Annotated in this window: 19 protein-coding genes; 5 read left to right on the forward strand and 14 right to left on the reverse strand. The window is 63.2% G+C overall.

Going from position 1 to position 22,321, the window contains the following annotated elements; genetic code table 11:
* Nucleotides 1-8 precede the first annotated feature (8 nt).
* The 12 genes from CTA01S_RS04810 to CTA01S_RS04865 form a co-directional block, all read right to left on the reverse strand.
* Nucleotides 9-797 (reverse strand): SDR family oxidoreductase, encoded by a 789-nt coding sequence (locus CTA01S_RS04810; RefSeq protein ID WP_019560767.1) that lies wholly within the window; start codon nt 795-797, stop codon nt 9-11.
* A gap of 47 nt (nt 798-844) precedes the next feature.
* Nucleotides 845-1,198, reverse strand: coding sequence for a Dabb family protein (locus CTA01S_RS04815; RefSeq protein WP_019560768.1), 354 nt, complete (start codon nt 1,196-1,198; stop codon nt 845-847).
* Nucleotides 1,195-1,401 (reverse strand): hypothetical protein, encoded by a 207-nt coding sequence (locus CTA01S_RS04820; RefSeq protein ID WP_019560769.1) that lies wholly within the window; start codon nt 1,399-1,401, stop codon nt 1,195-1,197. The genes CTA01S_RS04815 and CTA01S_RS04820 overlap by 4 nt, the downstream gene beginning before the upstream one ends.
* The gene (locus tag CTA01S_RS04825; protein ID WP_062193101.1) at nt 1,401-3,236 is read right to left on the reverse strand and encodes an acyl-CoA dehydrogenase; all 1,836 of its coding nucleotides are present in this window, start codon (nt 3,234-3,236) and stop codon (nt 1,401-1,403) included. Before CTA01S_RS04825 ends, CTA01S_RS04820 begins: the two co-directional genes overlap by 1 nt.
* Before the next feature lie 21 nt (nt 3,237-3,257).
* Complete coding sequence (locus CTA01S_RS04830; RefSeq protein ID WP_062192785.1) at nt 3,258-4,433, reverse strand: acetyl-CoA C-acyltransferase; 1,176 nt, start codon at nt 4,431-4,433, stop codon at nt 3,258-3,260.
* Nucleotides 4,434-4,471: 38 nt separating this feature from the next.
* Entirely contained in the window at nt 4,472-6,565 is a 2,094-nt protein-coding gene (locus tag CTA01S_RS04835; protein ID WP_019560772.1) for a 3-hydroxyacyl-CoA dehydrogenase NAD-binding domain-containing protein, read from the reverse strand.
* Between the two features lie 140 nt (nt 6,566-6,705).
* Nucleotides 6,706-7,401 (reverse strand): ABC transporter ATP-binding protein, encoded by a 696-nt coding sequence (locus CTA01S_RS04840; RefSeq protein ID WP_019560773.1) that lies wholly within the window; start codon nt 7,399-7,401, stop codon nt 6,706-6,708.
* Between the two features lie 4 nt (nt 7,402-7,405).
* Nucleotides 7,406-8,188 (reverse strand): ABC transporter ATP-binding protein, encoded by a 783-nt coding sequence (locus tag CTA01S_RS04845; RefSeq protein WP_062192788.1) that lies wholly within the window; start codon nt 8,186-8,188, stop codon nt 7,406-7,408.
* Nucleotides 8,185-9,525, reverse strand: coding sequence for a branched-chain amino acid ABC transporter permease (locus tag CTA01S_RS04850; protein WP_371326080.1), 1,341 nt, complete (start codon nt 9,523-9,525; stop codon nt 8,185-8,187). The genes CTA01S_RS04845 and CTA01S_RS04850 overlap by 4 nt, the downstream gene beginning before the upstream one ends.
* Nucleotides 9,526-9,529: 4 nt before the next feature.
* Nucleotides 9,530-10,570 carry a branched-chain amino acid ABC transporter permease gene (locus CTA01S_RS04855; RefSeq protein ID WP_019560776.1) on the reverse strand — a complete coding sequence of 347 codons (1,041 nt, stop codon included), beginning with the start codon at nt 10,568-10,570 and terminating at the stop codon, nt 9,530-9,532.
* Between the two features lie 95 nt (nt 10,571-10,665).
* Entirely contained in the window at nt 10,666-11,907 is a 1,242-nt protein-coding gene (locus CTA01S_RS04860) for a branched-chain amino acid ABC transporter substrate-binding protein (RefSeq protein WP_157451299.1), read from the reverse strand.
* A 127-nt stretch (nt 11,908-12,034) separates the two neighbouring features.
* The gene (locus CTA01S_RS04865) at nt 12,035-13,666 is read right to left on the reverse strand and encodes a 3-(methylthio)propionyl-CoA ligase (protein WP_062192797.1); all 1,632 of its coding nucleotides are present in this window, start codon (nt 13,664-13,666) and stop codon (nt 12,035-12,037) included.
* A gap of 180 nt (nt 13,667-13,846) precedes the next feature.
* Between CTA01S_RS04865 and CTA01S_RS04870 the strand changes: the two genes are divergently transcribed.
* From CTA01S_RS04870 to CTA01S_RS04890, 5 genes are all read left to right on the forward strand, one after another.
* Nucleotides 13,847-15,331 (forward strand): protein adenylyltransferase SelO, encoded by a 1,485-nt coding sequence (locus CTA01S_RS04870; RefSeq protein ID WP_062192800.1) that lies wholly within the window; start codon nt 13,847-13,849, stop codon nt 15,329-15,331.
* Complete coding sequence (msrB, locus tag CTA01S_RS04875; RefSeq protein WP_019560780.1) at nt 15,328-15,732, forward strand: peptide-methionine (R)-S-oxide reductase MsrB; 405 nt, start codon at nt 15,328-15,330, stop codon at nt 15,730-15,732. Before CTA01S_RS04870 ends, msrB begins: the two co-directional genes overlap by 4 nt.
* 21 nt (nt 15,733-15,753) lie before the next feature.
* Nucleotides 15,754-16,380 (forward strand): septation protein A, encoded by a 627-nt coding sequence (locus tag CTA01S_RS04880; protein WP_062192805.1) that lies wholly within the window; start codon nt 15,754-15,756, stop codon nt 16,378-16,380.
* Nucleotide 16,381: 1 nt separating this feature from the next.
* Entirely contained in the window at nt 16,382-16,648 is a 267-nt protein-coding gene (locus CTA01S_RS04885; protein ID WP_019560782.1) for a BolA family protein, read from the forward strand.
* Between the two features lie 90 nt (nt 16,649-16,738).
* The gene (locus CTA01S_RS04890; protein ID WP_062192809.1) at nt 16,739-17,560 is read left to right on the forward strand and encodes a peptidylprolyl isomerase; all 822 of its coding nucleotides are present in this window, start codon (nt 16,739-16,741) and stop codon (nt 17,558-17,560) included.
* Between the two features lie 54 nt (nt 17,561-17,614).
* On the opposite strand, the gene CTA01S_RS04895 is transcribed toward CTA01S_RS04890, so the two are convergent.
* A complete protein-coding gene (locus tag CTA01S_RS04895; RefSeq protein ID WP_062192814.1) occupies nt 17,615-18,328 on the reverse strand; it encodes an acetyltransferase domain-containing protein in 714 nt (237 codons plus the stop codon).
* Nucleotides 18,316-22,302, reverse strand: a complete 3,987-nt coding sequence (purL, locus tag CTA01S_RS04900; RefSeq protein WP_062192817.1) for a phosphoribosylformylglycinamidine synthase — start codon at nt 22,300-22,302, stop codon at nt 18,316-18,318. The genes CTA01S_RS04895 and purL overlap by 13 nt, the downstream gene beginning before the upstream one ends.
* Between the last annotated feature and the right edge of the window lie 19 nt (nt 22,303-22,321).

Genomic DNA, 22,321 nt, shown 5'->3' on the forward strand with positions numbered 1-22,321 from the left:
GACGCGATTCAACCGCCCGTCAGTGCACTGACACCGCCGTCCACCGCGAGAATCTGCCCCGTGATGTGCTTGCCAGCCCGCGTGGCAAACAGCAGCGCAGCTCCTTTGAGGTCTTCGTCGTCACCCAGGCGTTGCAACGGCGCATGTGCCGCCAGCGTATCGGCGCCCACCGTCTCGAGTACGCCCCGCGTCATCTTGCTGGGGAAGAAGCCCGGCGCGATGGCATTGACCGTGATGCCATAGCGTCCCCATTCGCAAGCCAACGCCCGGGTGAAATTGATCACGGCCCCTTTGCTGGTGTTGTAGGCAATCGTACTCATCACCGTGGGCAGCTGCCCGCCCAGACCGGCGATCGAGGCAATGTTGATGATGCGGCCCTGACGGCGCGGGATCATGCAACGTTTGCCAATGGCCTGGGTCAGCAAAAAGACACCGCGAATGTTGAGGTTCATCACCTTGTCCCAAGCCTCGATCGGGTGGTCCTCGGCCGGAGCCCCCCATGTCGCGCCGGCATTGTTGACCAGGACATCGACCGGACCGAGCCGCTGCAAGGTCTCATCGACCAGGCGCTGGATGTCGGCTTCCTTGGCGCCGTCGGCGGCGATCCAGCGCGCATCGATGCCACGGTCTTGCAGATGGGCGACGGCTTCTTCCAGCTCAGGCGCCTTGCGGGCGCTTAGCATGATCTTGGCGCCGGCCTCGCCGAGCGCCTCGGCGATCTGCAGGCCCAATCCGCGCGAGCCGCCGGTGACGAGGGCCACGCGGCCGCTGAGGTCGAAAAGAGAGGATACGCTCATGGTGGATAAAGGGTTCAACGACGGATCAGGGACAGGCGCACTGGGTTTCACAGGGAGCCCGGTGCGGTGGGAGCGAAAGACAAGTCTTGCGCGAGGTCCACGTCGGCCAACCCCGGCGCCTGGCTGGGGTAATCGAGCACCACGCGATCCAGGCGCAGTGAGGCCAGCTGCGACGCGATGGCCTTGTGATGCGGATGATTTTGGTAGGCCTGCAACGCCGCCGGGTCGGCAAAGCCCGAGACGAGCACCACATCCATCGAGGCCTCCAGCCCGGGGGAGCGGATGCCCACCTCCCACTCCAAGATGCCAGGCACGACCGACTTACAAGAATCCAGCAAGTCCTTGAACTTCGCAGCATCGGCCGGATCGCGCAGTCGCCACATGACGATGTGTCGGATCATGGTTCGTTCTCCCGGGAGGGGCCTTCCATGCGGGCACGCACGATCACCAGCACCACGCCGGCGGCTGTGCATGCCGCCCCTACCAGCATAAACCCAAGCCCGAGCGTCTGGGCACGGGCGGCAACGAACCCACCCCACACGGCGGCCAGTAACCCCCCATAGATGAGCAGCCAGGCGGCCGCGTCGATCCACTGCACACGCATCACAAAGCCTGCGGCGACAAGTCCAAACAGGTACGGTCTCGGTGGGCGACCACGCTCAGCCACGCATCGATGCACGGCAGCTCGTAGCGGAAGAAATACCGCGCCGCTGCCAGCTTGCCCTCGACGAACTCCGGCGGCAACCGGTCGCGGCAAGCCCAGGCGCGGTGAGCGAGCTCGAGCCACATCCAAGCCAGCACCACGTGTCCAAAGGCCTGCAGGTAGGGCGTGGCATTGGCCAGTGCTTCGTCGGGCTGAGCCCCGGCCCAGGCCTTGCGTGTGGCCTCGACCAACTCTTGCAGCGCCCGAGCCAGCGATGACGCCAGCGGCGCCACGGCCGGCTGAGCGGCAGCAAGCGCGATGCTGGCCTCGATGCGCTGGGCCAGCAGTTGCAGTCCGCGTCCGTCCTCCATCAGCACTTTGCGACCCAGTAGATCCAAGGCTTGGATGCCGTGCGTGCCTTCGTGAATCATGTTCAGCCGGTTGTCGCGCCAATACTGCTCCACCGGGAAGTCACGCGTGTAGCCGTAGCCCCCGAGGACCTGCATGGCCAGGCTGTTGGCCTCCAGGCACCACTGGCTGGGCCAGCTCTTGGCGATGGGCGTGAGCACTTCCAACAGCAACCTCGCCTCTTGGGCGGCCTCATCTTCCCCCGTGTACTGCTCATCGACCAAGCGGGCGCAATACAGCTCCAGGGCCAGCGCGCCTTCGCAATAGGCCTTCTGCGCCAACAGCATGCGCTTCACATCGGCATGCTCGATGATGGGCACCGGCGGCGAGGACGGGTCCTTGCCAGCCGGCCCCACCGGACGGCCTTGCGGGCGCTGGCGCGCATAGTCCAAGGACGCGAGAAATCCGGCATAACCAAGCATCGTGGCGCCCAGGCCCACGCCGATGCGGGCTTCGTTCATCATGTGGAACATGCACGCCAAGCCCCGCCCCGGCTCACCCACGAGGTAGCCGATCGCCCCTGGGCCGCCGCGCACGGGAAAGCGCCCTTCGCCGAAGTTGAGCAGGGTGTTGGTGGTGCCCCGATAGCCGCATTTGTGGTTCAAGCCGGCCAGCGCCACGTCGTTGCGTTCGCCGGTGAGGCGTCCTTCGGTATCGACCAAACGCTTGGGCACGATGAACAGCGAGATGCCCTTGACACCCGGAATGAGCTTGCCATCGGGGCCAGGGATTTTGGCCAACACCAGATGGATGATGTTCTCGGTGATCTCGTGGTCGCCCCCCGAGATCCACATCTTGTGGCCCCGGAGTCGATAGCGCGGTCCCAGCGGATCGGCCTGAAAGTCCGCACCGTCGGGTTGCGCACGGGTGGCAATGTCGGACAAGCTGGAGCCAGCTTGGGGCTCGCTCAGACACATGGTGCCAAACCAGCGGCCAGCAAACTCGTTGCGCGCAAAGACGGCCTTCTGCATCGGGGTGCCATGCGCCATCAGCAGGCTGGCATTGCCGCTGGTGAGCATGGCATAGGCTCCCAAAGAGACGCTGGCCATCGAAAAAAAACTGTTGGCCGCCATCTCCACCACGCAGGGCAGCTGCATGCCGCCGATCTCGTAGTCTTGGGCGGCAGCCAGCATGCCCGACTCGACATAGGCCCGTGCGGCCTCATGGGTGGCGCGTGGCAAATGCACCTGCTGACCGTCGAAATGGGGCTCTTCGAGGTCAGCCAGCCGATTGAACGGGGCGAACTTTTCGCGGGCGATGCGCTCGCAGGTGTCGAGCACCGAATCGAAGGTCTCCCGACCGTGGTCGGCAAACCGCTTCCGACGGGTCAATGCGACCACATCGAGCCAGTCATAGAGTAAGAAGTCGAGCGTGGCTCGCAAGCTCATCGCGGCCCCTTCCATGCGGACTCAAAGCACTTCGAACACACCGGCAGCGCCCATGCCACCGCCGATGCACATGGTCACGCACACCCGCTTGGCCCCACGACGCTTGCCTTCGATCAAGGCATGGCCGGTCAGACGTTGGCCACTCATGCCATAAGGATGGCCCAAAGCAATGGCACCCCCGTTGACATTCAAGCGATCCATGGGAATGCCCAGAGTGTCCGCGCAGTACAACACCTGGACGGCAAACGCTTCGTTCAGTTCCCACAAATCGATGTCGTCCATCTTCAGGCCCAGGCGCTTGAGCACCTTGGGCACGGCAAACACCGGGCCAATGCCCATTTCATCGGGCTCGCAGCCAGCCACCGCAAAGCCCAAGAAGCGCCCTAGGGGTTTGAGACCGCGCTGCTCGGCCAGTTTGGCATTCATCACCACGCAAGCCCCCGCGCCGTCGGAAAACTGGCTGGCATTGCCCGCAGCGATGACGCCCCCGGGCAAGGCCGGACGGATCCCGGCCACCGCCTCGTAAGTGGTGCCCGGCCGCAGCCCTTCATCGACACTGACAGTGACTTCCTTGGTGCGCAAGCCCATCACGGGATCGGCCACCCCGGCGGTCACGGTGATGGGCACGATTTCATCGCGGAACTTGCCCGCTTCTTGGGCCGCACAAGCCTTCTGTTGGCTGGCGGCTCCGTACTCGTCCATTCGCTCACGCGGAATGTTGTACCGCTTGGCCACCTGCTCGGCCGTCTGCAGCATGCTCCAGTAGATTTCGGGCTTGTGCTGCATCAGCCAGTTCTCACGCAGCATGTGCGTGTTGGCTTCGTTCTGCACGCAAGAGATGCTCTCGACGCCACCGGCCACGTAAATGTCCCCTTCACCGGCGATGATGCGTTGCGCCGCCATGGCAATGGTCTGCAGGCCGCTGGAGCAAAAGCGATTGATGGTCACGCCGCTGGTGGTCACCGGCAGCCCCGCGCGCAGCGCGATCTGGCGGGCGATGTTGCTGCCAGTGGCCCCCTCGGGCGTGGCACAGCCCATCAGCACGTCATCGACTTCGGCCGGTTCGATGCCGGCACGCTCGACGGCGGCCTTGACCACGTGGCCGCCCAGGGTCGCGCCGTGGGTCATGTTGAAGGCGCCTTTCCAGCTCTTGGCCAGCGGCGTGCGTGCGGTGGAAACGATCACTGCATCGGTCATGGCAATTCCTCGAATGACTTGTAAGGAGGCAGGCTGTCTCAGTTGAAGGTCTTGCCTTCGGCGGCCAGGCGCGCCAGCAGCGGCGCGGGCTGCCAGAACTGCGCATCGTCGTGAGGGTTCTTGGCAAAGCGCTTCATGGACTGCACCACATTGAACAGACCCACGGTGTCCGCATAGCGCATCGGGCCGCCGCGGAACAGCGGGAAGCCATAGCCGGTCAAGTAAACCATGTCGATGTCCGACGCCCTCAGGGCGATGCCTTCCTCGAGAATGCGCGCGCCCTCATTGACCAAGGCGTAAACCAGCCGCTCGACGATTTCCTCGTCGCTGATCTTGCGCGGGGTGATGCCCAACTCGGCACGGTGCTTCTCGATCATCTCCAGAACCACCGGAGATGGAATGGCGTCGCGCTTACCCGGCTTGTAGTCGTACCAGCCGGCTCCGGTCTTCTGTCCGAAGCGGCCCATTTCGCACAGCAGGTCGGCCGTCTTGCTGTAGCGCATGTGCGGCTTTTCGACATAGCGGCGCTTGCGGATGTACCAACCGATGTCGTTGCCGGCCAAATCACCCATGCGGAAGGGCCCCATCGCAAAGCCGAAGCGCTCGATGGCCTTGTCCACCTGCTCGGGCGTGCAGCCTTCTTCCAACAAAAAGCCTGCCTGACGGCTGTACTGCTCGATCATGCGGTTGCCGATGAAGCCGTCGCACACACCGGAGACGACCGCCGTCTTCTTGATCACTTTGGCCAGCTTCATCACGGTGGCCAGCACATCTTTGCCGGTCTTTTCGCCGCGAACCACTTCCAGCAGCTTCATCACATTGGCCGGGCTGAAGAAGTGCATGCCAATCACATCGGCAGGACGCCGCGTGAACGAAGCGATCTTGTTGAGGTCCAGCGTCGAGGTGTTGGACGCAAGAATCGCACCGGGTTTCATCACCTCGTCGAGCTTTCTGAACACCTGCTCCTTGACGCCGATGTCTTCGAACACGGCCTCGATGACGAGGTCCGCGTCCCGGATGTCGTCATAGTTCAGCGTGGTGGTCAGCAGCGCCATGCGCTGTTCGTACTTGTCTTGCGTGAGCTTGCCCTTCTTGACCTGCGACTCGTAGTTCTGGCGCATCACGCCCACGCCACGGTCCAGCGCCTCTTGCTTCATCTCGAGGATGACCACCGGAATGCCGGCGTTGAGGAAGTTCATGCTGATGCCGCTGCCCATCGTGCCGGCGCCGATCACGGCCACTTTGCGGATCTCGCGCGTAGGGGTGTCCTCTGGCACATCGGGGATCTTGCTGGCCGCCCGCTCGGCGAAGAAGGCATGGCGCAGCGCGGCACACTCGGGCGTGAGCATCAAATTGAGGAACTGCTCGCGCTCGAAGGCCAAGCCCTCGTCGAAGCGCTTGGTGGTGGCCGCCTCGACGCAATCGACGCACTTGACCGGAGCCGGAAAATTCCGGGCCGTGGCTTTGACCGTGTTGCGTGCGAATTGGAAATAGCCCGCGCCTTGCGGATGCTCAGCCTTCAAATCGCGCACCCGTGGCAAGGGGCGTCGGTCGGCCACTTCCCGGGCAAAGGCCAAGGCTCCAGCCATCAGGTCGCCCTCGATCACCCGGTCGAAGAGCTTCTGGCCAGGGATGCCGGCGAGCACCTCGCTCTTGACGGCATCGCCGCTGACGATCATGTTCAGGGCATTTTCGACGCCGATCACACGCGGCAGACGCTGCGTGCCGCCGGCGCCGGGCACCAGACCGATTTTGACCTCGGGCAAGGCCACCTGGGTGCCCGGGGCCACCACACGGTAGTGGCAGCCCAAAGCCAATTCCAGCCCCCCGCCCATGCAGACGCTGTGAATGGCCGCCACGACGGGCTTGTCGCAGTTTTCGACCATTTTGATCACGCTGAGGAGGTTGGGTTCTTGCACGGCCTTGGGTGAGCCGAACTCACGGATGTCGGCCCCCCCACTGAAGGCCTTGCCCGCGCCGGTGATCACGACGGCGCGCACCGCCGGATCGTCCTGGGCTTGCTGCAGCCCATCGGTGATGCCTTTGCGAGTGTCGTAGCCCAGCCCATTGACCGGCGGGTTGTTCAGGGTGATGACGGCAATGTCGCCGTGAAGCTCATAACTGGCACTCATCGGTAGGCCCCTTTTGCGATGGAAACGGGAGTCAATAGAACGATCGTTCGAGTGTAAAAAACAAGAACGCCGGCACTTTGTCGCCGGCGTGACAGAACAGGACGAATGTGCCGTCACGGCGCTGCCGGCGGCCGAGGGCGCTACACCTCCAGCCACTCCTTGCGAATATAGGCGTTGCTGCGCAGGTCGTCAGGCGTGCCTTCGAAGACGATGCGGCCGTGACCCATGACGTAGCAACGGGTGGAGATTTCCAGCGCAATGGTGAGTTTTTGTTCCACCAGCAACACACTGACGCCACGGCGTTTGAGCTCGTTCAGATACTCGGCCACCTGTTCGACGATCTTGGGGGCCAAACCCTCGGTGGGCTCGTCGATCATGATGAGCTCGGGATCCCCCATGAGCGTGCGGCACAAGGTGAGCATCTGTTGCTCTCCGCCGGAGAGCACGCCGGCCTCGGTGTGCTGGCGTTCCTTCAGGCGCGGGAAAAGCTGGTACATGTCATCGAAGCTCCAGCGCCCCGATTGGCCCTGCTTCTTCTGCCCGAGCATCAGGTTTTGATGCACCGTGAGCTTGGGAAAGATGTCGCGGTTCTCGGGCACGTAGCCAATGCCACGGTGAGCGATGTCGAAGGCATGAAGGCCGAGGATCTCTTCGCCTTTCCACTTGATGGACCCCTGCCCATCGACCAGGCCCATCACCGTCTTGACGGTGGTGGAACGTCCCGAGCCGTTGCGGCCGAGCAGGCTCACGATTTCGCCGGGCTTGACCTCCATGTGCACCCCGTGCAGCACATGGCTTTTGCCATAGAAGGCATGCAGATTCTCGATGTGCAGCATGACTTCAGGCTCCTGCAGTGGCGGCGGCGGCCTGCTGCTCGGCCAGCACCGACCCCAAATAGGCTTCCTGGACGCGCTGGTTGGCACGCACCGCATCCGGCTCGTCATAGGCGATGACCTCGCCATAGACCAACACCGCGATCTTGTCGGCCAAGCCGAAAACCACGCCCATGTCGTGCTCCACCGTCAGCAAGGTCTTGCCCTCGGTCACCTCGCGAATCAGCTGAACGAAGCGCTTGGTTTCGGACTTGCTCATGCCCGCGGTGGGCTCGTCCAGCAAAATGACATTGCTGCCGCCAGCGATCGTCAAGCCGATCTCCAAGGCTCGTTGCTCGGCATAGGTGAGATTCATCACTTGTGTGTCGCGTTTGCGATCGAGCTTGATCATTTCGAGCACTTCTTCGGTGCGCTCGTTGGCATCGTCCAGGTCAGCCAGAAACTTCCAGAACGCATACCGATACCCCAAAGACCACAGCACCGCACAGCGCACGTTCTCGAACACCGTCAGACGATGGAACAGGTTGGACACCTGGAAACTGCGCGATAGCCCTCGCCGATTGATCTCGTAGGGCTTGAGCCCATCGACACGTTCGCCATTGAGCAAGATCTCGCCACTGGTCGGGGCGAAACGCCCACTGATGAGATTGAACAGTGTGGACTTGCCCGCCCCGTTCGGTCCGATGATGGCCACACGCTCGCCTGCTTTGACTTGCAGGCTGGCACCACGGATGATCTCGGTTTTGCCAAAGCTCTTGCGCACGTCCCTGAGTTCGACCGCGAAGCTCATAGGGCCTCCCGACGACGGATTTCCAACTCGATTTCCTCCTGGATCTGGTTCCACTGTCGGACGAAGGCCCGACGCGCCAGCTCGAACAAGGAAACGCCAGTCACCAGCACGAAGACCGCGCCAAACCAACTGTCGAAGCTGTGCGCGTTGAGCGTTGCGCCCATGAACTTCAGCTCAGGGCCCAGCGCCACGTTGAGCTGCATGTGGTAGACCATTTCGATCATGGCAGCCGCCCCCGTGATGGCAACGGCTGCCGTGCCGCCCAAGGCCAAGTAGGCCGTCCACAGGCGTCGCAGCTTGCCGAAGGCGGCCACGCGCAAATTCATCATGATGAGACTGGCAATCCCTCCGGGGGCATACATCACCATGAACAGGAAAATCAACCCCAGATAGAGCAACCAGGCAGCGGTCATCTCCGACAGCAGCACGAAAGCCACCACCATCAGGATCGCGCCGATGATCGGCCCGAAGAAGAAGGTGGCGCCGCCCAGGAACACGAACAACAGATACGCGCCCGATCGTGCCGCGCCCACCACCTCGGCGGTGACGATCTCGAAGTTCAGCGCCCCCAAGCCTCCGGCGATGCCAGCGAAAAAGCCTGATGCACAGAAGGCCAGGTAACGCACCACCTGCGTGTTGTAGCCGATGAACTCCACCCGCTCGGGGTTGTCGCGCACCGCATTGAGCATGCGACCCAACGGCGTGCGCGTGAAGGCGTACATGGCAGCCGTGCACACGAAGGTGTAGACGGCGATCAGATAGTACAACTGCACCTGCGGCCCGAAGGTGATGCCAAACGGCTGGGCGCCCGTGACGCGGTTGCCGCTGATGCCACCTTCGCCCCCGAAGAACTCGGGAAACATCAGCGACATGGACCACACGAGCTCACCGACGCCCAGCGTGATCATCGCAAAGGGCGTGCCGGACTTCTTCGTGGTGACCCAACCCAAGAGTGCAGCGAAGAACAAGCCCGACAGCCCGCCGACCAGAGGCAGCAGACTGACCGGAAAGCCAGCCAGCGTGCCCGCGGAAATCATGTTGAGCGTGTGGATGGTCAAGAAGGAGCCCAGGCCGGAGTACACCGCGTGTCCGAAGCTGAGCATGCCGCCTTGGCCCAGCAGCATGTTGTAGGCCAGACAGGCGATGATGGCGATGCCCATTTGCGAGAGCATGGTCATCGACAGGCCGCTGGTGAAGATCAGCGGACTGACCAGCAATACCAGGGCATACAGCGTCCAGATGATCCAACGGCCGACGTTGTAGGGCTTGAAGTGATACACCGGACGGTCGGCCAAGGCCATGCTTGCGCCCGGGGCGTTGAGGGTTTGCGTTGGCATGGAGTCAGCCCTCCCGGGTGCCCAGGAGACCCTTGGGACGGAAGATCAGAATCAACACGAGCAGCAGATACGGCAGGATCGGCGCCACCTGCGAGACCGTCAGTTTGAACACCGCATAGCCGAAGGTCTCGGGGGTGATGGTCCAGCCAAACTTTGCGAAGAAGTTGATGAAGGAGTAATCGATGGCCACGGCGAAGGTCTGAATGATGCCGATCAGCAGCGAGGCCAAGAAGGCGCCGGCCAGCGACCCCATGCCCCCCACCACCACGACCACGAAGATGATGGCCCCCACGGTGAAGGCCATGCCGGGCTCGGTGACGAAGGCATTGCCACCGATCACCCCGGCCAGCCCGGCCAAGGCCGCTCCCCCTCCGAAGACGAGCATGAACACCCTGGGCACGTTGTGTCCGAGGGCTTCGACCATCTCGGGATGCGTCAGTGCGGCCTGGATCACCAGCCCCACCCGGGTCCGAGTCAGCAGCAGCCACAACGCCAGCAGCATCAGCACCGCCACCAGCATCATGAAACCCCGATATTTCGGGAACTGGGTGCACACGATGCGCACGCCTTCCTCGACCGCACGACACATCTCAGGCGGGGCCAGACCCCAGACCACGTCCAAAGCACCGGCCGTGGAACCCACGATGGTGAACAACGGCCCTTGCAGCGCCTCAGGCACGCGGTAGTCCACGGCCGAACGCCCCCACACGAGTTGCACCAGTTCGAGGATCACATAACTCAACCCGAAAGTGATCAGCAGTTCTGGAACATGGCCAAATTTGTGCACGCGCCTGAGGCAGTACCTTTCGAACAAAGCGCCCAGCACCCCCACCAACACGGGAGCCACCACCAGGGCTGGCCAGTAGCCCACGAGTTGCATGGTCGTGTAGGCGAAGTAGGCGCCCAGCATGTAAAAGCTGGCATGGGCGAAGTTGAGCACGCCCATCATGCTGAAGATCAGCGTCAGGCCCGAACTGAGCATGAACAGCAAGAGCCCATAGCTCAGTCCGTTCAGCATCGAGATCGTGAGGAACTGCAGGTCCATCGATGGTCAGCGCCCAGGGGCGCGATGATCAAAGAAAAGGGCCCGACAGGAAGATGCCATCGGGCCCGGGAGTACGAGACTGCCCTCGAGGCGGATCAGGACGGTCGCTTCATTTGGCAAGACGTGGGCGTGCTGGACACATAGGGTTCGAAGTACTTGACCGGCACGAAGGTGTAGCCGGTGTTTTCCGGGCTGTAGGGGTGCTTCGCATCGGCTTTCTGCCAACGCGAGATGTACAGCCCCTGCTGGAGCTGATGGTCGGCTCGCCGCATCTCGACTTCGCCGTTGAAGCTCTTGAACTTCAACCCGCTCATCGCAGCGGCCACCTTGACCGGATCGGTCGATTTGGCCTTGGCCATCGCATTGCTGAGCAACGCAAAGGCATGGTAGGTGGCGCCGGTGTACCAGTCGTCGTTGAAGCGCTTGCGGAATTCTTCTTGGATCTTGGCGACTTCACCCCCCATGTTGTAGTGGTTGTAGGACACTTGGTAGACGCGGCCTTCGCCTGCGGCCCCCATGGCCGTGGGCGTGCCACTGACGCCACCGTAGTAGACGAAGAACTTGGCATTCAGACCGGCATCGTTGGCCGCCTTGATCAACAAGGTCAGGTCAGAGCCCCAGTTGCCCGTGATCACGGAATCGGCCCCCGAGGCCTTGATCTTGGCAATGTAGGGCGCGAAATCACGCACCTGAGCCAGCGGGTGCAGGTCTTCACCGACGATCTTGATGTCCGGACGCTTGCGGGCCAGATTTTCCTTGGCATAACGCGCCACTTGGTGGCCATGCGCGTAGTTCTGGTTGATCAGATAGACATTCTTGATGTCCGGCTGATCTTTCATGAAGGTGGTCAGGGCTTCCATCTTCATCGACGTGTCAGCGTCGAGGCGGAAGTGCCAGTAACTGCATTTGCTATTGGTCAGATCGGGGTCGACCGCCGCGTAGTTCAGGAAAACGACTTCCTTGCCCGGGTTGCGCTCGTTGTGCTTGGTGACCGCATCGGACAAGGCCAAGGCAGCGCCCGATCCGTTGCCCTGCACGATGTAGCGGATACCCTGGTCGATGGCCGATTTGAGTGCGTTGAGGCTTTCCTGTGGGCTGAGCTTGTTGTCGATGCCGATGACCTCGAACTTCACACCGACCGGGTTGCCGCGGTTGAAATACTCGGCCATGAACTGGAAGCTCTTGAGCTGGTTTTGACCCACTGTGGCCATGAGGCCCGACAGCGGATCGATCCAGGCGATTCTCACGGTCTCACCCTTTTGGGCGAAGGCCGACCCGCAGCACAGCGCGGCCGCGGCCAGAATCGAGAGTTTCAGATGGGTGCGGCGGTTGATCATCGACGGTCTCCTCGAGCTGTTGGGCAGCGAATGAGCATGAGGCTACAGAACTTCGTTTCAGACTCGTACAGGGAATGCCCGTAGCGACTGTCTCACTGGCGACAGACGACGCCTTTCGGGGCATGGATCAAGTCGGCAAGACATGGTTGGCAAACTGCTCACGCAGCTTGAGCTTTTGGATCTTGCCGGTGGCCGTGTGTGGGATTTCATCGACGAACACCACGTCATCCGGGATCTGCCATTTGGCGATCTTGCCTTCGTAAAAGGCCAGCATCTCCTCGCGCGTGAGCGAGGCTCCGGGCTTGCGAACCACCACCAGCAGCGGGCGTTCATCCCATTTCGGATGCTTGCAAGCAATGGCGGCGGCTTCATGAACCGCGGGGTGGGCCATGGCGATGTTTTCCAACTCGATCGAGCTGATCCATTCCCCGCCGGACTTGATCACGTCCTTGGATCGGTCGGTGATTTGCATGTAGCCATCAGGGTCGATCGTGGCCACGTCGCCGGTGGGAAACCAACCATCTTGCAAGGGGGATTCATCGCGGCGGAAATAGCTTTGAATGACCCAGGGGCCTCGCACCACCAGATTGCCCGAGGACTTGCCGTCCCAGGGCAGCGGTTGACCGTCGTCTCCGATGATCTGCATGTCGATCCCATAAATCACCTTGCCCTGCTTTTCCAGGATGCGTCGCTGGGCTTCGAGCGGCAAATCCAAATGCTTGGCCTTGAGCTTGGACAAGGTGCCCAGCGGAGACAATTCCGTCATGCCCCAGGCATGGATGACGTTGACGCCAAAGTCGTCTTCGAGCGTGCGCAGCATCGACGGCGGGCAGGCCGAACCGCCGATCACGGTGCGTTTGAACGTGCTGAACTTCAGATTGTGTTGCTTGGCATGGGTGATCAACCCCAGCCAGACCGTGGGCACACCGGCGCTGAAGGTGACTTTTTCGGTCTCGAACAATTCGTACAGCGATTTGCCGTCCAAATGCGGCCCCGGCAGGACGAGCTTGGCGCCCACGAGCGCCGCCGAATACGGCAAGCCCCAGGCGTTGACATGGAACATCGGCACCACCGGCAAGATCACGTCTTGGGCCGAGCAGCCCATGGCATCGGGCAAGGCCGAGGCATACGCATGCAGCACGGTGGAGCGGTGGCTGTAGACCGCCCCTTTGGGATGGCCGGTCGTGCCGGACGTGTAACAGATGCTCGAGGCCGTGTTCTCATCGAACTGCGGCCAGGTGTATTGACCATCTTCGGCTTCGACCAGCTCTTCGTAACACAGCAGCCCTGACAGGCTCGTCTGCGCCGGCATGTGCGCGCGATCGGTCATCAGCACGAAATGCTGGACCGTCCGCAGCGTCGGCGCCAGCTTCTCGACCAGTGGCAGGAAGTTCAGGTCGAAACACAGGACGCGGTCTTCCGCATCATTGATGATCCAAGCGATCTGCTCGGGAAAGAGCCTGGGATTGATGGTGTGACACACCAGCCCGGAGCCGGACGTGCCGTAATAGATCTCGAAGTGACGGTACCCATTCCAGGCGAGTGTGCCGATGCGGTCGCCCATCTCGCAGCCCAGCCGCGCCAGGGCCTGAGCCAGCTTGCGCGCGCGCAGTTCTGCATCGCGGTAGGTGTAGCGGTGTATGTCTCCTTCCACCCGCTTGGAGACGATCTCGGTGTCGGCGCTGTGACGCGCGGCATGCGTCAACAGCGACGAGATCATCAAGGGCATCTGCATCATCTGGCCCATCAGGCGCGACATCGGAAACTCCTTGCTCGGTGGTGGTCGTGCAACCAGGTTGAAACGGTCGTTCGATTTCGATGATAGGAATCGTGCTGCACTGCGGTGCCTGCGGTTTTCCCTGAGAAACCGTCGCCATCACGACAGCGGCGTATGGCCCTGGGGCCAACCCCGCCTTGAGCGGCTGGCTACACTGCCGGCATGGACGTTCCTCATGAGTCGAGCCTGCCCGCCGGCCTGCGCTGGATCAACCGCTACGCCACCTTGGACGAGGTCTTTTACACCCGTGTGCGGCCCCAAGGGCTGCCCGAGCCTCGTTGGGTGGCCACCAGCGACGCCGCAGCGCAGGCTTTGGGCTGGCCGACGGACTGGTGGGCCAACGCCGAGGCGCTGGCCGTCTTCAGCGGCCATGCGCTGTGGCCCGGCATGGACGCCTTGGCCACGGTCTATAGCGGCCATCAATTCGGCGTGTGGGCCGGCCAGCTCGGCGATGGGCGCGCCGTGTGGCTGGGCGAGCTGCTCACACCCCATGGCAGCATGGAAGTCCAGCTCAAAGGCAGCGGCAAAACCCCCTACTCTCGCATGGGTGATGGCCGCGCGGTGTTGCGCTCGTCGATACGAGAGTTTTTGTGTTCAGAAGCCATGCACGCGCTGGGGCTGCCCACCACGCGGGCGCTGTGCCTGGTGGCCTCACCGCTGCCCGTGCTGCGCGAAACCGTGGAGACCGCAGCGATCGTCACCCGCTTGGCTCCGAGCTTCGTACGATTTGGCCATTTCGAGCACTTCTGTCATCACGGCCAGCCTCAGGCGCTGCGCCGCCTGGCCGATTTCGTGATCGACCACCACCTGCCCGAATGCCGAGACCAGCCGCACCCCTATGCCGCCTTGCTCGAGACGGTGGTACGCCGCACGGCCGAGCTGGTGGCCCAGTGGCAGGCGGTGGGCTTTTGTCACGGCGTGCTCAACACGGACAACATGTCGATCCTGGGCCTGACGATCGATTACGGCCCCTTCGGCTTCCTGGATGCCTACGACCCCGCCCACATTTGCAATCATTCGGACACCCAAGGCCGCTATAGCTATCACCGTCAGCCGCAAATCGCGCTATGGAATCTGCATGCGCTGGCGCAAGCCTTGATGCCGCTGATCGAAGACACCGATCTGGCCCTGGCGGCCTTGGAGACTTTTCGCAGTGTGTATCCGCAGGCCTGGATGCGGCTGATGCGCGCCAAGCTCGGTCTGCGCTCACAGGAAGAAGGCGATGCCGAGCTCATCGACGACTGGCTGAGCCTGCTGGCCCGCGACCGGGTGGACCATACCCTGGCCTGGCGCCGGCTGGGACGGTTTTCAGTGGACGCCACGGACGGGGCCGGGCCGGTGCGCGAACTCTTCACCGACCGCCAGGCCTTCGAGGCCTGGGCCAGCCGCTACCGGCAGCGGCTGTTGCGTGAATCCAGCCATGACGCTGAGCGGCGTGCTGCGATGGACCGGGTCAATCCGAAGTACATTTTGCGCAATCATCTGGCCGAGATCGCCATTCGCAAGGCCCAGGCCGGAGACGATGACGAGGTGCGGCGCCTGTTGCGCGTGCTGCAGCGTCCCTATGACGAGCAGCCCGAGCATGAGGCATATGCGGCCTTGCCTCCCGAATGGGCGCAAAGCATCGAGGTGTCTTGTTCATCATGAGCGACTACGAAATCCACAAGTCCGATGAGCAGTGGCGGGCCCAGCTCGACCCTCTGGCCTACCGCGTGACCCGCCATGCCGCTACCGAGCCGCCGTTTACTGGCCGCTATTGGCGGCACGATGCCGACGGCGTGTATCGCTGCATCTGTTGTCAAGCCGAGCTGTTCGATTCCAGCACCAAGTTCGATGCCGGCTGCGGCTGGCCGAGCTACTACCAGGCCATCGAGGATGGACGCATCGAGCGGGTGATGGACTACAGCCACGGCATGGTGCGTGTGGAGGTGCGCTGCCGGCGCTGCGGCGCCCATCTGGGCCATGTGTTCGACGACGGCCCACCCCCGACGGGCGAGCGCTACTGCATCAACTCCGCCGCCTTGGATTTTCTGCCTCGTCGAGGCTGAGCCCTCGGTGGCGACCGCCCCATGAAACTGTTGCTCGACTTTTTGCCGCTCATTCTGTTTTTCGGCAGCTACAAGCTGGCGCAATCGCAGCCCGAGCGGGCTGTCGACCTGGCCACGGCCTGGTTCGGCTCGCTGGGCGCGGGAACGGCGGTGGAGGCGCAAACCGCCCCCGTGTTGCTGGCCACGGCCGTCGTCATGGCGACCTCGGCGCTGCAGATCGGCCTCATGCTGGCGCAAGGGCGGCGTGTCGATGCGATGCTGTGGGTCAGCCTGGTGCTTGTGTTGGTATTGGGTGGGGCCACCTTGTGGTTCCACAACGACACCTTCATCAAGTGGAAACCCAGCGTGCTCTATTGGTTCATGGGGGCCAGCTTGTGGGTCAGCCACACTCTCTTTCGTCACAATTTATTGCGTGCGCTCATGGGTGGCCAGATCGAACTGCCCGCCTCGGTGTGGCAGCGCTTGAACTTCGCCTGGATTGCCTTCTTCGGCCTCATGGGCTTGCTCAACGTGTACGTGGCCTATAGTTTTCCCACGTCGGTCTGGGTGAATTTCAAGGTGTTTGGCGCGCTGGGTCTGATGCTGTTGTTTTTGATCGTGCAAGCGATCTACCTCAGCCGCCACCTCAAAAACGAAGAAGCCTCTTGAGATGCCTGTCAGTGCCCAACACATCGAGAATCGCCTGCGCGAAACCCTGGAGCCGCTGAGCCTGTCGGTCCAAGATGACAGCCATCTCCATGCGGGTCATGCCGGCGCCAGCCAAGGCCGGCATTTCAGCGTGCGCATCGTGAGCGCGCGATTTCACGGTTTGTCACGTGTGGCTCGGCATCGCCTCGTGTATGATGCCCTCGCCCCGTTGATCCCTCAGGGCATACACGCATTGGCGCTTCAAACCCATGCCCCTGGCGAGGTCTAAGGTCGGTTCCCGACGGTGATGATGCCGTTTGGGCCACGTGCTGAACTTGGCTGTGGTCCGCCCATTTCTTCCCAACACGAGGTTTCCTGCATGAAGAAGTCTGTTTTCGCCATCGGTGTGCTGAGCCTGGCTCTGGGCGCGGCGCTGCTGCCGGCCGAGGCGACGGCCCAAAACGTGGCCATCGTCAACGGCAAGGCCGTACCGAAGGCGCGTGTCGATGCGCTGCTCGAGCAAATCAAGCGCCAGGCCGATGCGTCGGGCCGCACCCTGCCCCCGAACTTCGAACGCCTGGTCAGCGACCAAGTCGTGCTCAATGAGATCTTCACGCAAGAAGCCGAACGCCGCGGTTTGGCCGCCACGCCCGAGTACCGTCGCCAAATGGAGCTGGTGCGCCAGAACGTGTTGATCCAAGCGCTGTTCCAAGACTTCGAGAAGAAAAACCCGGTCACGGATGCGGAAATCAAGGCCGAGTACGACAAGTTCAAAGCGCAAGCCGGCCAGGAAAAGGAATACCGTGCTCGGCATATCCTGGTGGACAAGGAAGAAGACGCCAAACGGCTGATCGCCCAGATCAAAGGGGGCGCAAGCTTCGAGGACTTGGCCAAGAAGAATTCCAAAGATACCGGTTCGGCGGTCAACGGCGGTGATCTCGACTGGGCCGAGGCCAACGTCTATGTGCCCGAGTTCTCGCAAGCCATGGTCAAGCTGAGCAAGGGCCAAGTCACCGACGCGCCAGTGAAGTCGCAGTTCGGCTACCACGTCATCAAGCTGGAGGATGTGCGAGACGTCCAGTTCCCACCGCTGGAGGAGGTCAAGCCGCAGATCCAGCAGCGCTTGCAGCAGCAAAAAATGATCGAGTTCCGCGACAGTCTGCGCAAGGCCGCCCGCACGGACTACAAGTTCGAGCAGTGAGCCAGCGTCACAGCGGCACACAGGGCGCCTGACAGGGCGCCCTGTTTCCTTGGCTCAGCGCCACAGCCACGCGACGGCCGCCAGCGCACCGATGAACAGCGGCTGGTGCAGCATGTAAAAGCTCAGGCTCCACCGTCCGAGCCAGGCCAAAGGCTTCAGGGCCTGCGGTGTGCTGCCGGCCAGCCAAGCGGGCCGATGCGCAAGCACCCATTGCCCCATCGCCATCCCCCACCACATCACGCCCAGCCAAGGCAGCACGGGGACATAGTCTTCGGTGATCGGCTTGCGGGTGACGAGGCCCACCCAATTCATCCATCGTGCATCGAAAAACGGGTGCTGCACGAGCTGCGGCAACACGATGGCCACCCCGCCCAGCAGCCACAGCCATCGTCCCCAGCCTGCTGTGCAGCGGACGATGACGAGCATCACCGCAATGCCGTGCAACACACCGAAGTAGATGAAACTACGGGGGAACATCAGGTACGAACCGATGCTCACCAGCACGGCACAGCCGGCCACTTGAGCCCAACGTCGCCAAAAGCGCGGCCAGCCCTGCCCTTGCCGGCAGGCCACGGCCTGCCCCACACCGGCGCAGAACAGGAACAGCGACACGATGGCCGTGCGCTGGGTGGTCCAAAACGGGTCCTTGTAAAAATTCTCGTGAATGAAGCCGAAGAGGTTGAGGTCGTAGCAAAAGTGATAGGCCGCCATCCAGAGGATGGCCACGGCCCGCAGGACATCCAGTCGCTCGAACCTCAGCCCACCCATCGACGTGCGTTGCGGAACATGCGCATCCAGGGGCTGAACGCCGCCGGGTCGCCCGAGGTCCAGCTCATCTGGATGTTGCGGAACACCCGCTCCGGGTGCGGCATCATCACGGTAAAGCGCCCGTCGGCGGTGGTCACCGCGGTCAACCCGCCGGGGCTCCCATTGGGATTGGCCGGATAAGCCTCCGTGGGTCGGCCCTGGCTGTCGACGAAACGCATCGCGACGTGCACGGCCTTGGCGTCGCCGCGGCGGGAGAAATCGGCAAAGCCTTCCCCGTGGGCCACGGCGATGGGCAAGAGGCTGCCGGCCATGCCGGTAAAGAAAATCGACGGGCTGTCCAGCACCTCGACTTGGCTCAGACGCGCCTCGAACTGCTCGCTACGATTGCGCGTGAAGCGTGGCCAGGCCGCCGTGCCTGGGATGATCGACGACAGAGCCGCCATCATTTGGCAGCCGTTGCACACGCCCAAAGCAAAACTGTCGGATCGTTGGAAGAAGGCTGCGAACTGCTCGGCCAGCTGCGGGTTGAAGAGAATCGAGCGGGCCCAGCCCTCGCCGGCGCCCAGGGTGTCGCCATAGCTGAAGCCGCCGCAGGCCACCAGCCCCTGGAACTGGTCCAGTCGAGCGCGGCCGGCTTGCAAATCGCTCATGTGCACGTCGTAGGTGTCGAAGCCCGCCTGGTCCATGGCATAGCTCATCTCGACATGCGAGTTGACACCCTGCTCGCGCAAGATGGCCACTTTGGGCCGCGTGAGGTTCAGGAAGGGGGCGGCCACGTCCTCGGACGGATCGAAGCTCGGCTTGACCTGCAGCCCGGCATCGGCCGGATCGCCCACTGCATCGTGCTCGGCCTGCGCGCAAGCCGGGTTGTCGCGCAACATCGCGATGCGCCAGCTCACCTCGTCCCACACTTGGTGCAGCTCTCGCAGCCCGGCGGAAAACACGGCCTTGGCATCGCGCCAGACCTCCACGGTGCCGCGGTCATTGGGCTTGCCGATGACATGGCTGTGGCGTGACAGGCCATGGCGACGCAACACGGCCATGGCATCGTCGCGCCGTGCGGTGGGCACCTGCAGCACCACGCCGAGTTCTTCGTTGAAAAGCGCGCGCAGCGTCAGCTCGTTGCGGCGTTCGCTGACCTGCTGGGTCCAATTCTTGGAATCGCCATACTCGGCCCGGCTGTCGGCGATGCCGTCGCTTTCGGTCACCAACAGATCCACGTTCAGGCTCACCCCGCGGCGGCCGGCGAACGCCATTTCGCACACGGTGGCCCACAGCCCCCCGTCGCTGCGGTCATGGTAAGCCAGCAGCCAACCCAGGGCGCGCAGCTCGTTGACGGCCGCCACCAAGGATTTGAGCAGGGCCGGATCGTTCAAGTCGGGCACCTCGCCACCGAACGCCCCCAAGGTCTGCGCGAGGATGGAGCCGCCCAGCCGCTGGCGGCCTTGCCCCAGATCGACCAGCAGCAAGGTCGTGTCGCCGTCTTTCAACTGGGGCGTGAGGGTGCCGCGCACGTCATCGAGCGTGACGAAGGCCGACACGATCAGTGACACCGGTGCGGTGACTTGTTTGTCCACCTCGCCGTCGCGCCAGCGTGTGCGCATCGACAGCGAATCCTTGCCCACCGGCACGCTGATCCCCAGGGCCGGGCACAGCTCCATGCCCACGGCCTTGACGGTGTCGTACAAAGCGGCGTCTTCGCCAGGTTCGCCACAAGCAGCCATCCAATTGCATGACAGCTTGACTCGCGCCAACTCGATCGGGGCGGCCAACAGGTTGGTGATCGCCTCGGCCACGGCCATGCGGCCCGAGGCGGGAGCATCCACCGCGGCCAGCGGGGTGCGCTCACCCATGCTCATGGCCTCGCCGCGAAAACCCGTGTAGTCGGCCAAGGTGACCGCGCAGTCGGCCACTGGCACCTGCCAGGGGCCCACCATTTGGTCGCGATGGCTGAGCCCCCCGACCGTGCGGTCGCCGATGGTGATCAGGAAGCGCTTGCTGGCCACGGTGGGATGGCGCAGCACGTCGAAAGCCGCTTGCCGCAGGCTCACACCGGTGAGATCCAGGGGGGACGAGCGCCGCACCACGCGCTGCACGTCACGATGCATGCGTGGCGGCTTTCCCAGCAGCACCTCCATGGGCATGTCGATGGCCCGTTGACCGCCAGGTCCGTCCTCGAGCACCAAGGTTTTGTCACCGGTGGCCACGCCCACGACGGCAAACGGGCAGCGCTCGCGCGCGCACATCGCCTCGAACAAGGGCAGGCCCGCCGGATCCACCGCCAAGACATAGCGCTCCTGGCTCTCGTTGCACCAGATTTCCTTCGGAGCCAGACCGCTTTCCTCCAGTGGCACCTTGCGCAGATCGAAGGTGGCCCCCAAGCCGGCACCGTCCACCAGTTCGGGAAACGCGTTGGACAGCCCGCCGGCGCCCACGTCGTGGATGGCCAGGATGGGGTTCTTCTCGCCCAGACCGAGGCAGTGGTTGATGACCTCCTGCGCGCGGCGTTGGATCTCGGGGTTGCCACGCTGCACCGAGTCGAAGTCGAGTTCGGCCGCATTCACTCCGGCGGCCATCGAGCTGGCCGCTCCCCCGCCCATGCCGATCCGCATGCCCGGGCCGCCCAGCTGGATCAGCAGCGTGCCTTCGCCAAACGGCAGTTTGTGCGTCAGACCTTCCCGGATGCGTCCGAGCCCCCCGGCGATCATGATGGGTTTGTGATAGCCGCGGCGCACGCCATCGACCTCTTGCTCATAGACGCGGAAGTAGCCCCCCAGGTTGGGCCGCCCGAACTCGTTGTTGAAGGCCGCACCGCCCAGCGGACCGTCGATCATGATCTGTAGGGCGCTGGCGATGTGGGCCGGCTTGCCGTAGGGCTCGCGTTCCCAGGGCTCGTCCGTGCCGGGCAAGTGCAAATTGGACACGGAAAATCCCGTCAGCCCTGCCTTGGGCTGGGCCCCTCGGCCAGTGGCCCCTTCGTCGCGGATTTCTCCGCCGGCGCCGGTAGCGGCGCCCGGAAACGGCGAAATGGCCGTGGGATGGTTGTGCGTTTCCACCTTCATCAGCACATGGGCCACTTCGTCGTGGGCAGCATAGCGCGGGGCATTGGTATAGCCCTGCGGCCGCCAAGCCCGCACCGGGCCGCCTTCCATCACGGCGGCATTGTCGGCATAGGCCACCACGGTGTGCTGAGGCGCGCGCTGGTGGGTGTTGCGAATCATCGCGAACATCGAGCGCTCCTGGGGCTCGCCGTCGATCGTGAAGTTCGCATTGAAGATCTTGTGGCGGCAGTGCTCGCTGTTGGCCTGGGCGAACATCATCAGCTCGACGTCGCTCGGGTTGCGCTGCAGACGGCCGAAGGCATCGACCAGGTAGTCGATCTCGTCGTCCGACAAGGCCAGGCCGAAATCCCGGTTGGCGGCTTCCAGCGCGGCGCGTCCCTGGCCCAGCACATCCACACACTCCATGGGCTTGCCAGGCTGTGGGTCGAACAGATGGACGCAGGCCTCGCGCTCGAAGGCCACGCTTTCGGTCATGCGGTCGTGCAGTTCGGCGGCCAAGGCCTGCAAGGTGGCGGCCTCCAGCGGCTTTGCCCCCCGCAACAGCCCGCCTTTGAGCTGCAGGCGATACTCCGTCACGCGCTCGATGCGCTTGACCGCCAGGCCACAGTTGTGGGCGATGTCCGTGGCTTTGGAAGCCCAGGGCGACACCGTGCCCAAGCGGGGCATCACCACCACGAGCGCACCATCGTCGGCGGCGGTGTAGGGCTCGCCGTAATCGAGCAAGGCCGCCAGCTTGTGTTGCGCCTGCGGCGTCAACGGGCCGTCACACCATACCCAGTGCACATGGCGGGCGCTCAAGCCCACGATTTGTGGAGCGATGGCCTGCAGGCGCGGCAGCAGCGCTTGGGCCCGAAAGGCAGACAGGGCATTGCCGCCCTCGAAGTGCAGGAGGTGTTTGGCTGAAGCAATCACGTGGGGAACTCGTGCGCAG

The sequence above is a fragment of the Caldimonas taiwanensis NBRC 104434 genome, assembly GCF_001592165.1.
Classification (GTDB): Bacteria; Pseudomonadota; Gammaproteobacteria; order Burkholderiales; family Burkholderiaceae_C; genus Caldimonas; species Caldimonas manganoxidans.

Coding starts and splice junctions, on each gene's coding strand:
- CTA01S_RS04810 (WP_019560767.1), bottom strand. CDS start 797: ATGAGCGTATCCTCTCTTTTCGACCTCAGCGGCCGCGTGGCCCTCGTC.
- CTA01S_RS04815 (WP_019560768.1), bottom strand. CDS start 1,198: ATGATCCGACACATCGTCATGTGGCGACTGCGCGATCCGGCCGATGCT.
- CTA01S_RS04820 (WP_019560769.1), bottom strand. CDS start 1,401: ATGCGTGTGCAGTGGATCGACGCGGCCGCCTGGCTGCTCATCTATGGG.
- CTA01S_RS04825 (WP_062193101.1), bottom strand. CDS start 3,236: ATGAGCTTGCGAGCCACGCTCGACTTCTTACTCTATGACTGGCTCGAT.
- CTA01S_RS04830 (WP_062192785.1), bottom strand. CDS start 4,433: ATGACCGATGCAGTGATCGTTTCCACCGCACGCACGCCGCTGGCCAAG.
- CTA01S_RS04835 (WP_019560772.1), bottom strand. CDS start 6,565: ATGAGTGCCAGTTATGAGCTTCACGGCGACATTGCCGTCATCACCCTG.
- CTA01S_RS04840 (WP_019560773.1), bottom strand. CDS start 7,401: ATGCTGCACATCGAGAATCTGCATGCCTTCTATGGCAAAAGCCATGTG.
- CTA01S_RS04845 (WP_062192788.1), bottom strand. CDS start 8,188: ATGAGCTTCGCGGTCGAACTCAGGGACGTGCGCAAGAGCTTTGGCAAA.
- CTA01S_RS04850 (WP_371326080.1), bottom strand. CDS start 9,525: ATGCCAACGCAAACCCTCAACGCCCCGGGCGCAAGCATGGCCTTGGCC.
- CTA01S_RS04855 (WP_019560776.1), bottom strand. CDS start 10,570: ATGGACCTGCAGTTCCTCACGATCTCGATGCTGAACGGACTGAGCTAT.
- CTA01S_RS04860 (WP_157451299.1), bottom strand. CDS start 11,907: ATGATCAACCGCCGCACCCATCTGAAACTCTCGATTCTGGCCGCGGCC.
- CTA01S_RS04865 (WP_062192797.1), bottom strand. CDS start 13,666: ATGTCGCGCCTGATGGGCCAGATGATGCAGATGCCCTTGATGATCTCG.
- CTA01S_RS04870 (WP_062192800.1), top strand. CDS start 13,847: ATGGACGTTCCTCATGAGTCGAGCCTGCCCGCCGGCCTGCGCTGGATC.
- msrB (WP_019560780.1), top strand. CDS start 15,328: ATGAGCGACTACGAAATCCACAAGTCCGATGAGCAGTGGCGGGCCCAG.
- CTA01S_RS04880 (WP_062192805.1), top strand. CDS start 15,754: ATGAAACTGTTGCTCGACTTTTTGCCGCTCATTCTGTTTTTCGGCAGC.
- CTA01S_RS04885 (WP_019560782.1), top strand. CDS start 16,382: ATGCCTGTCAGTGCCCAACACATCGAGAATCGCCTGCGCGAAACCCTG.
- CTA01S_RS04890 (WP_062192809.1), top strand. CDS start 16,739: ATGAAGAAGTCTGTTTTCGCCATCGGTGTGCTGAGCCTGGCTCTGGGC.
- CTA01S_RS04895 (WP_062192814.1), bottom strand. CDS start 18,328: ATGGGTGGGCTGAGGTTCGAGCGACTGGATGTCCTGCGGGCCGTGGCC.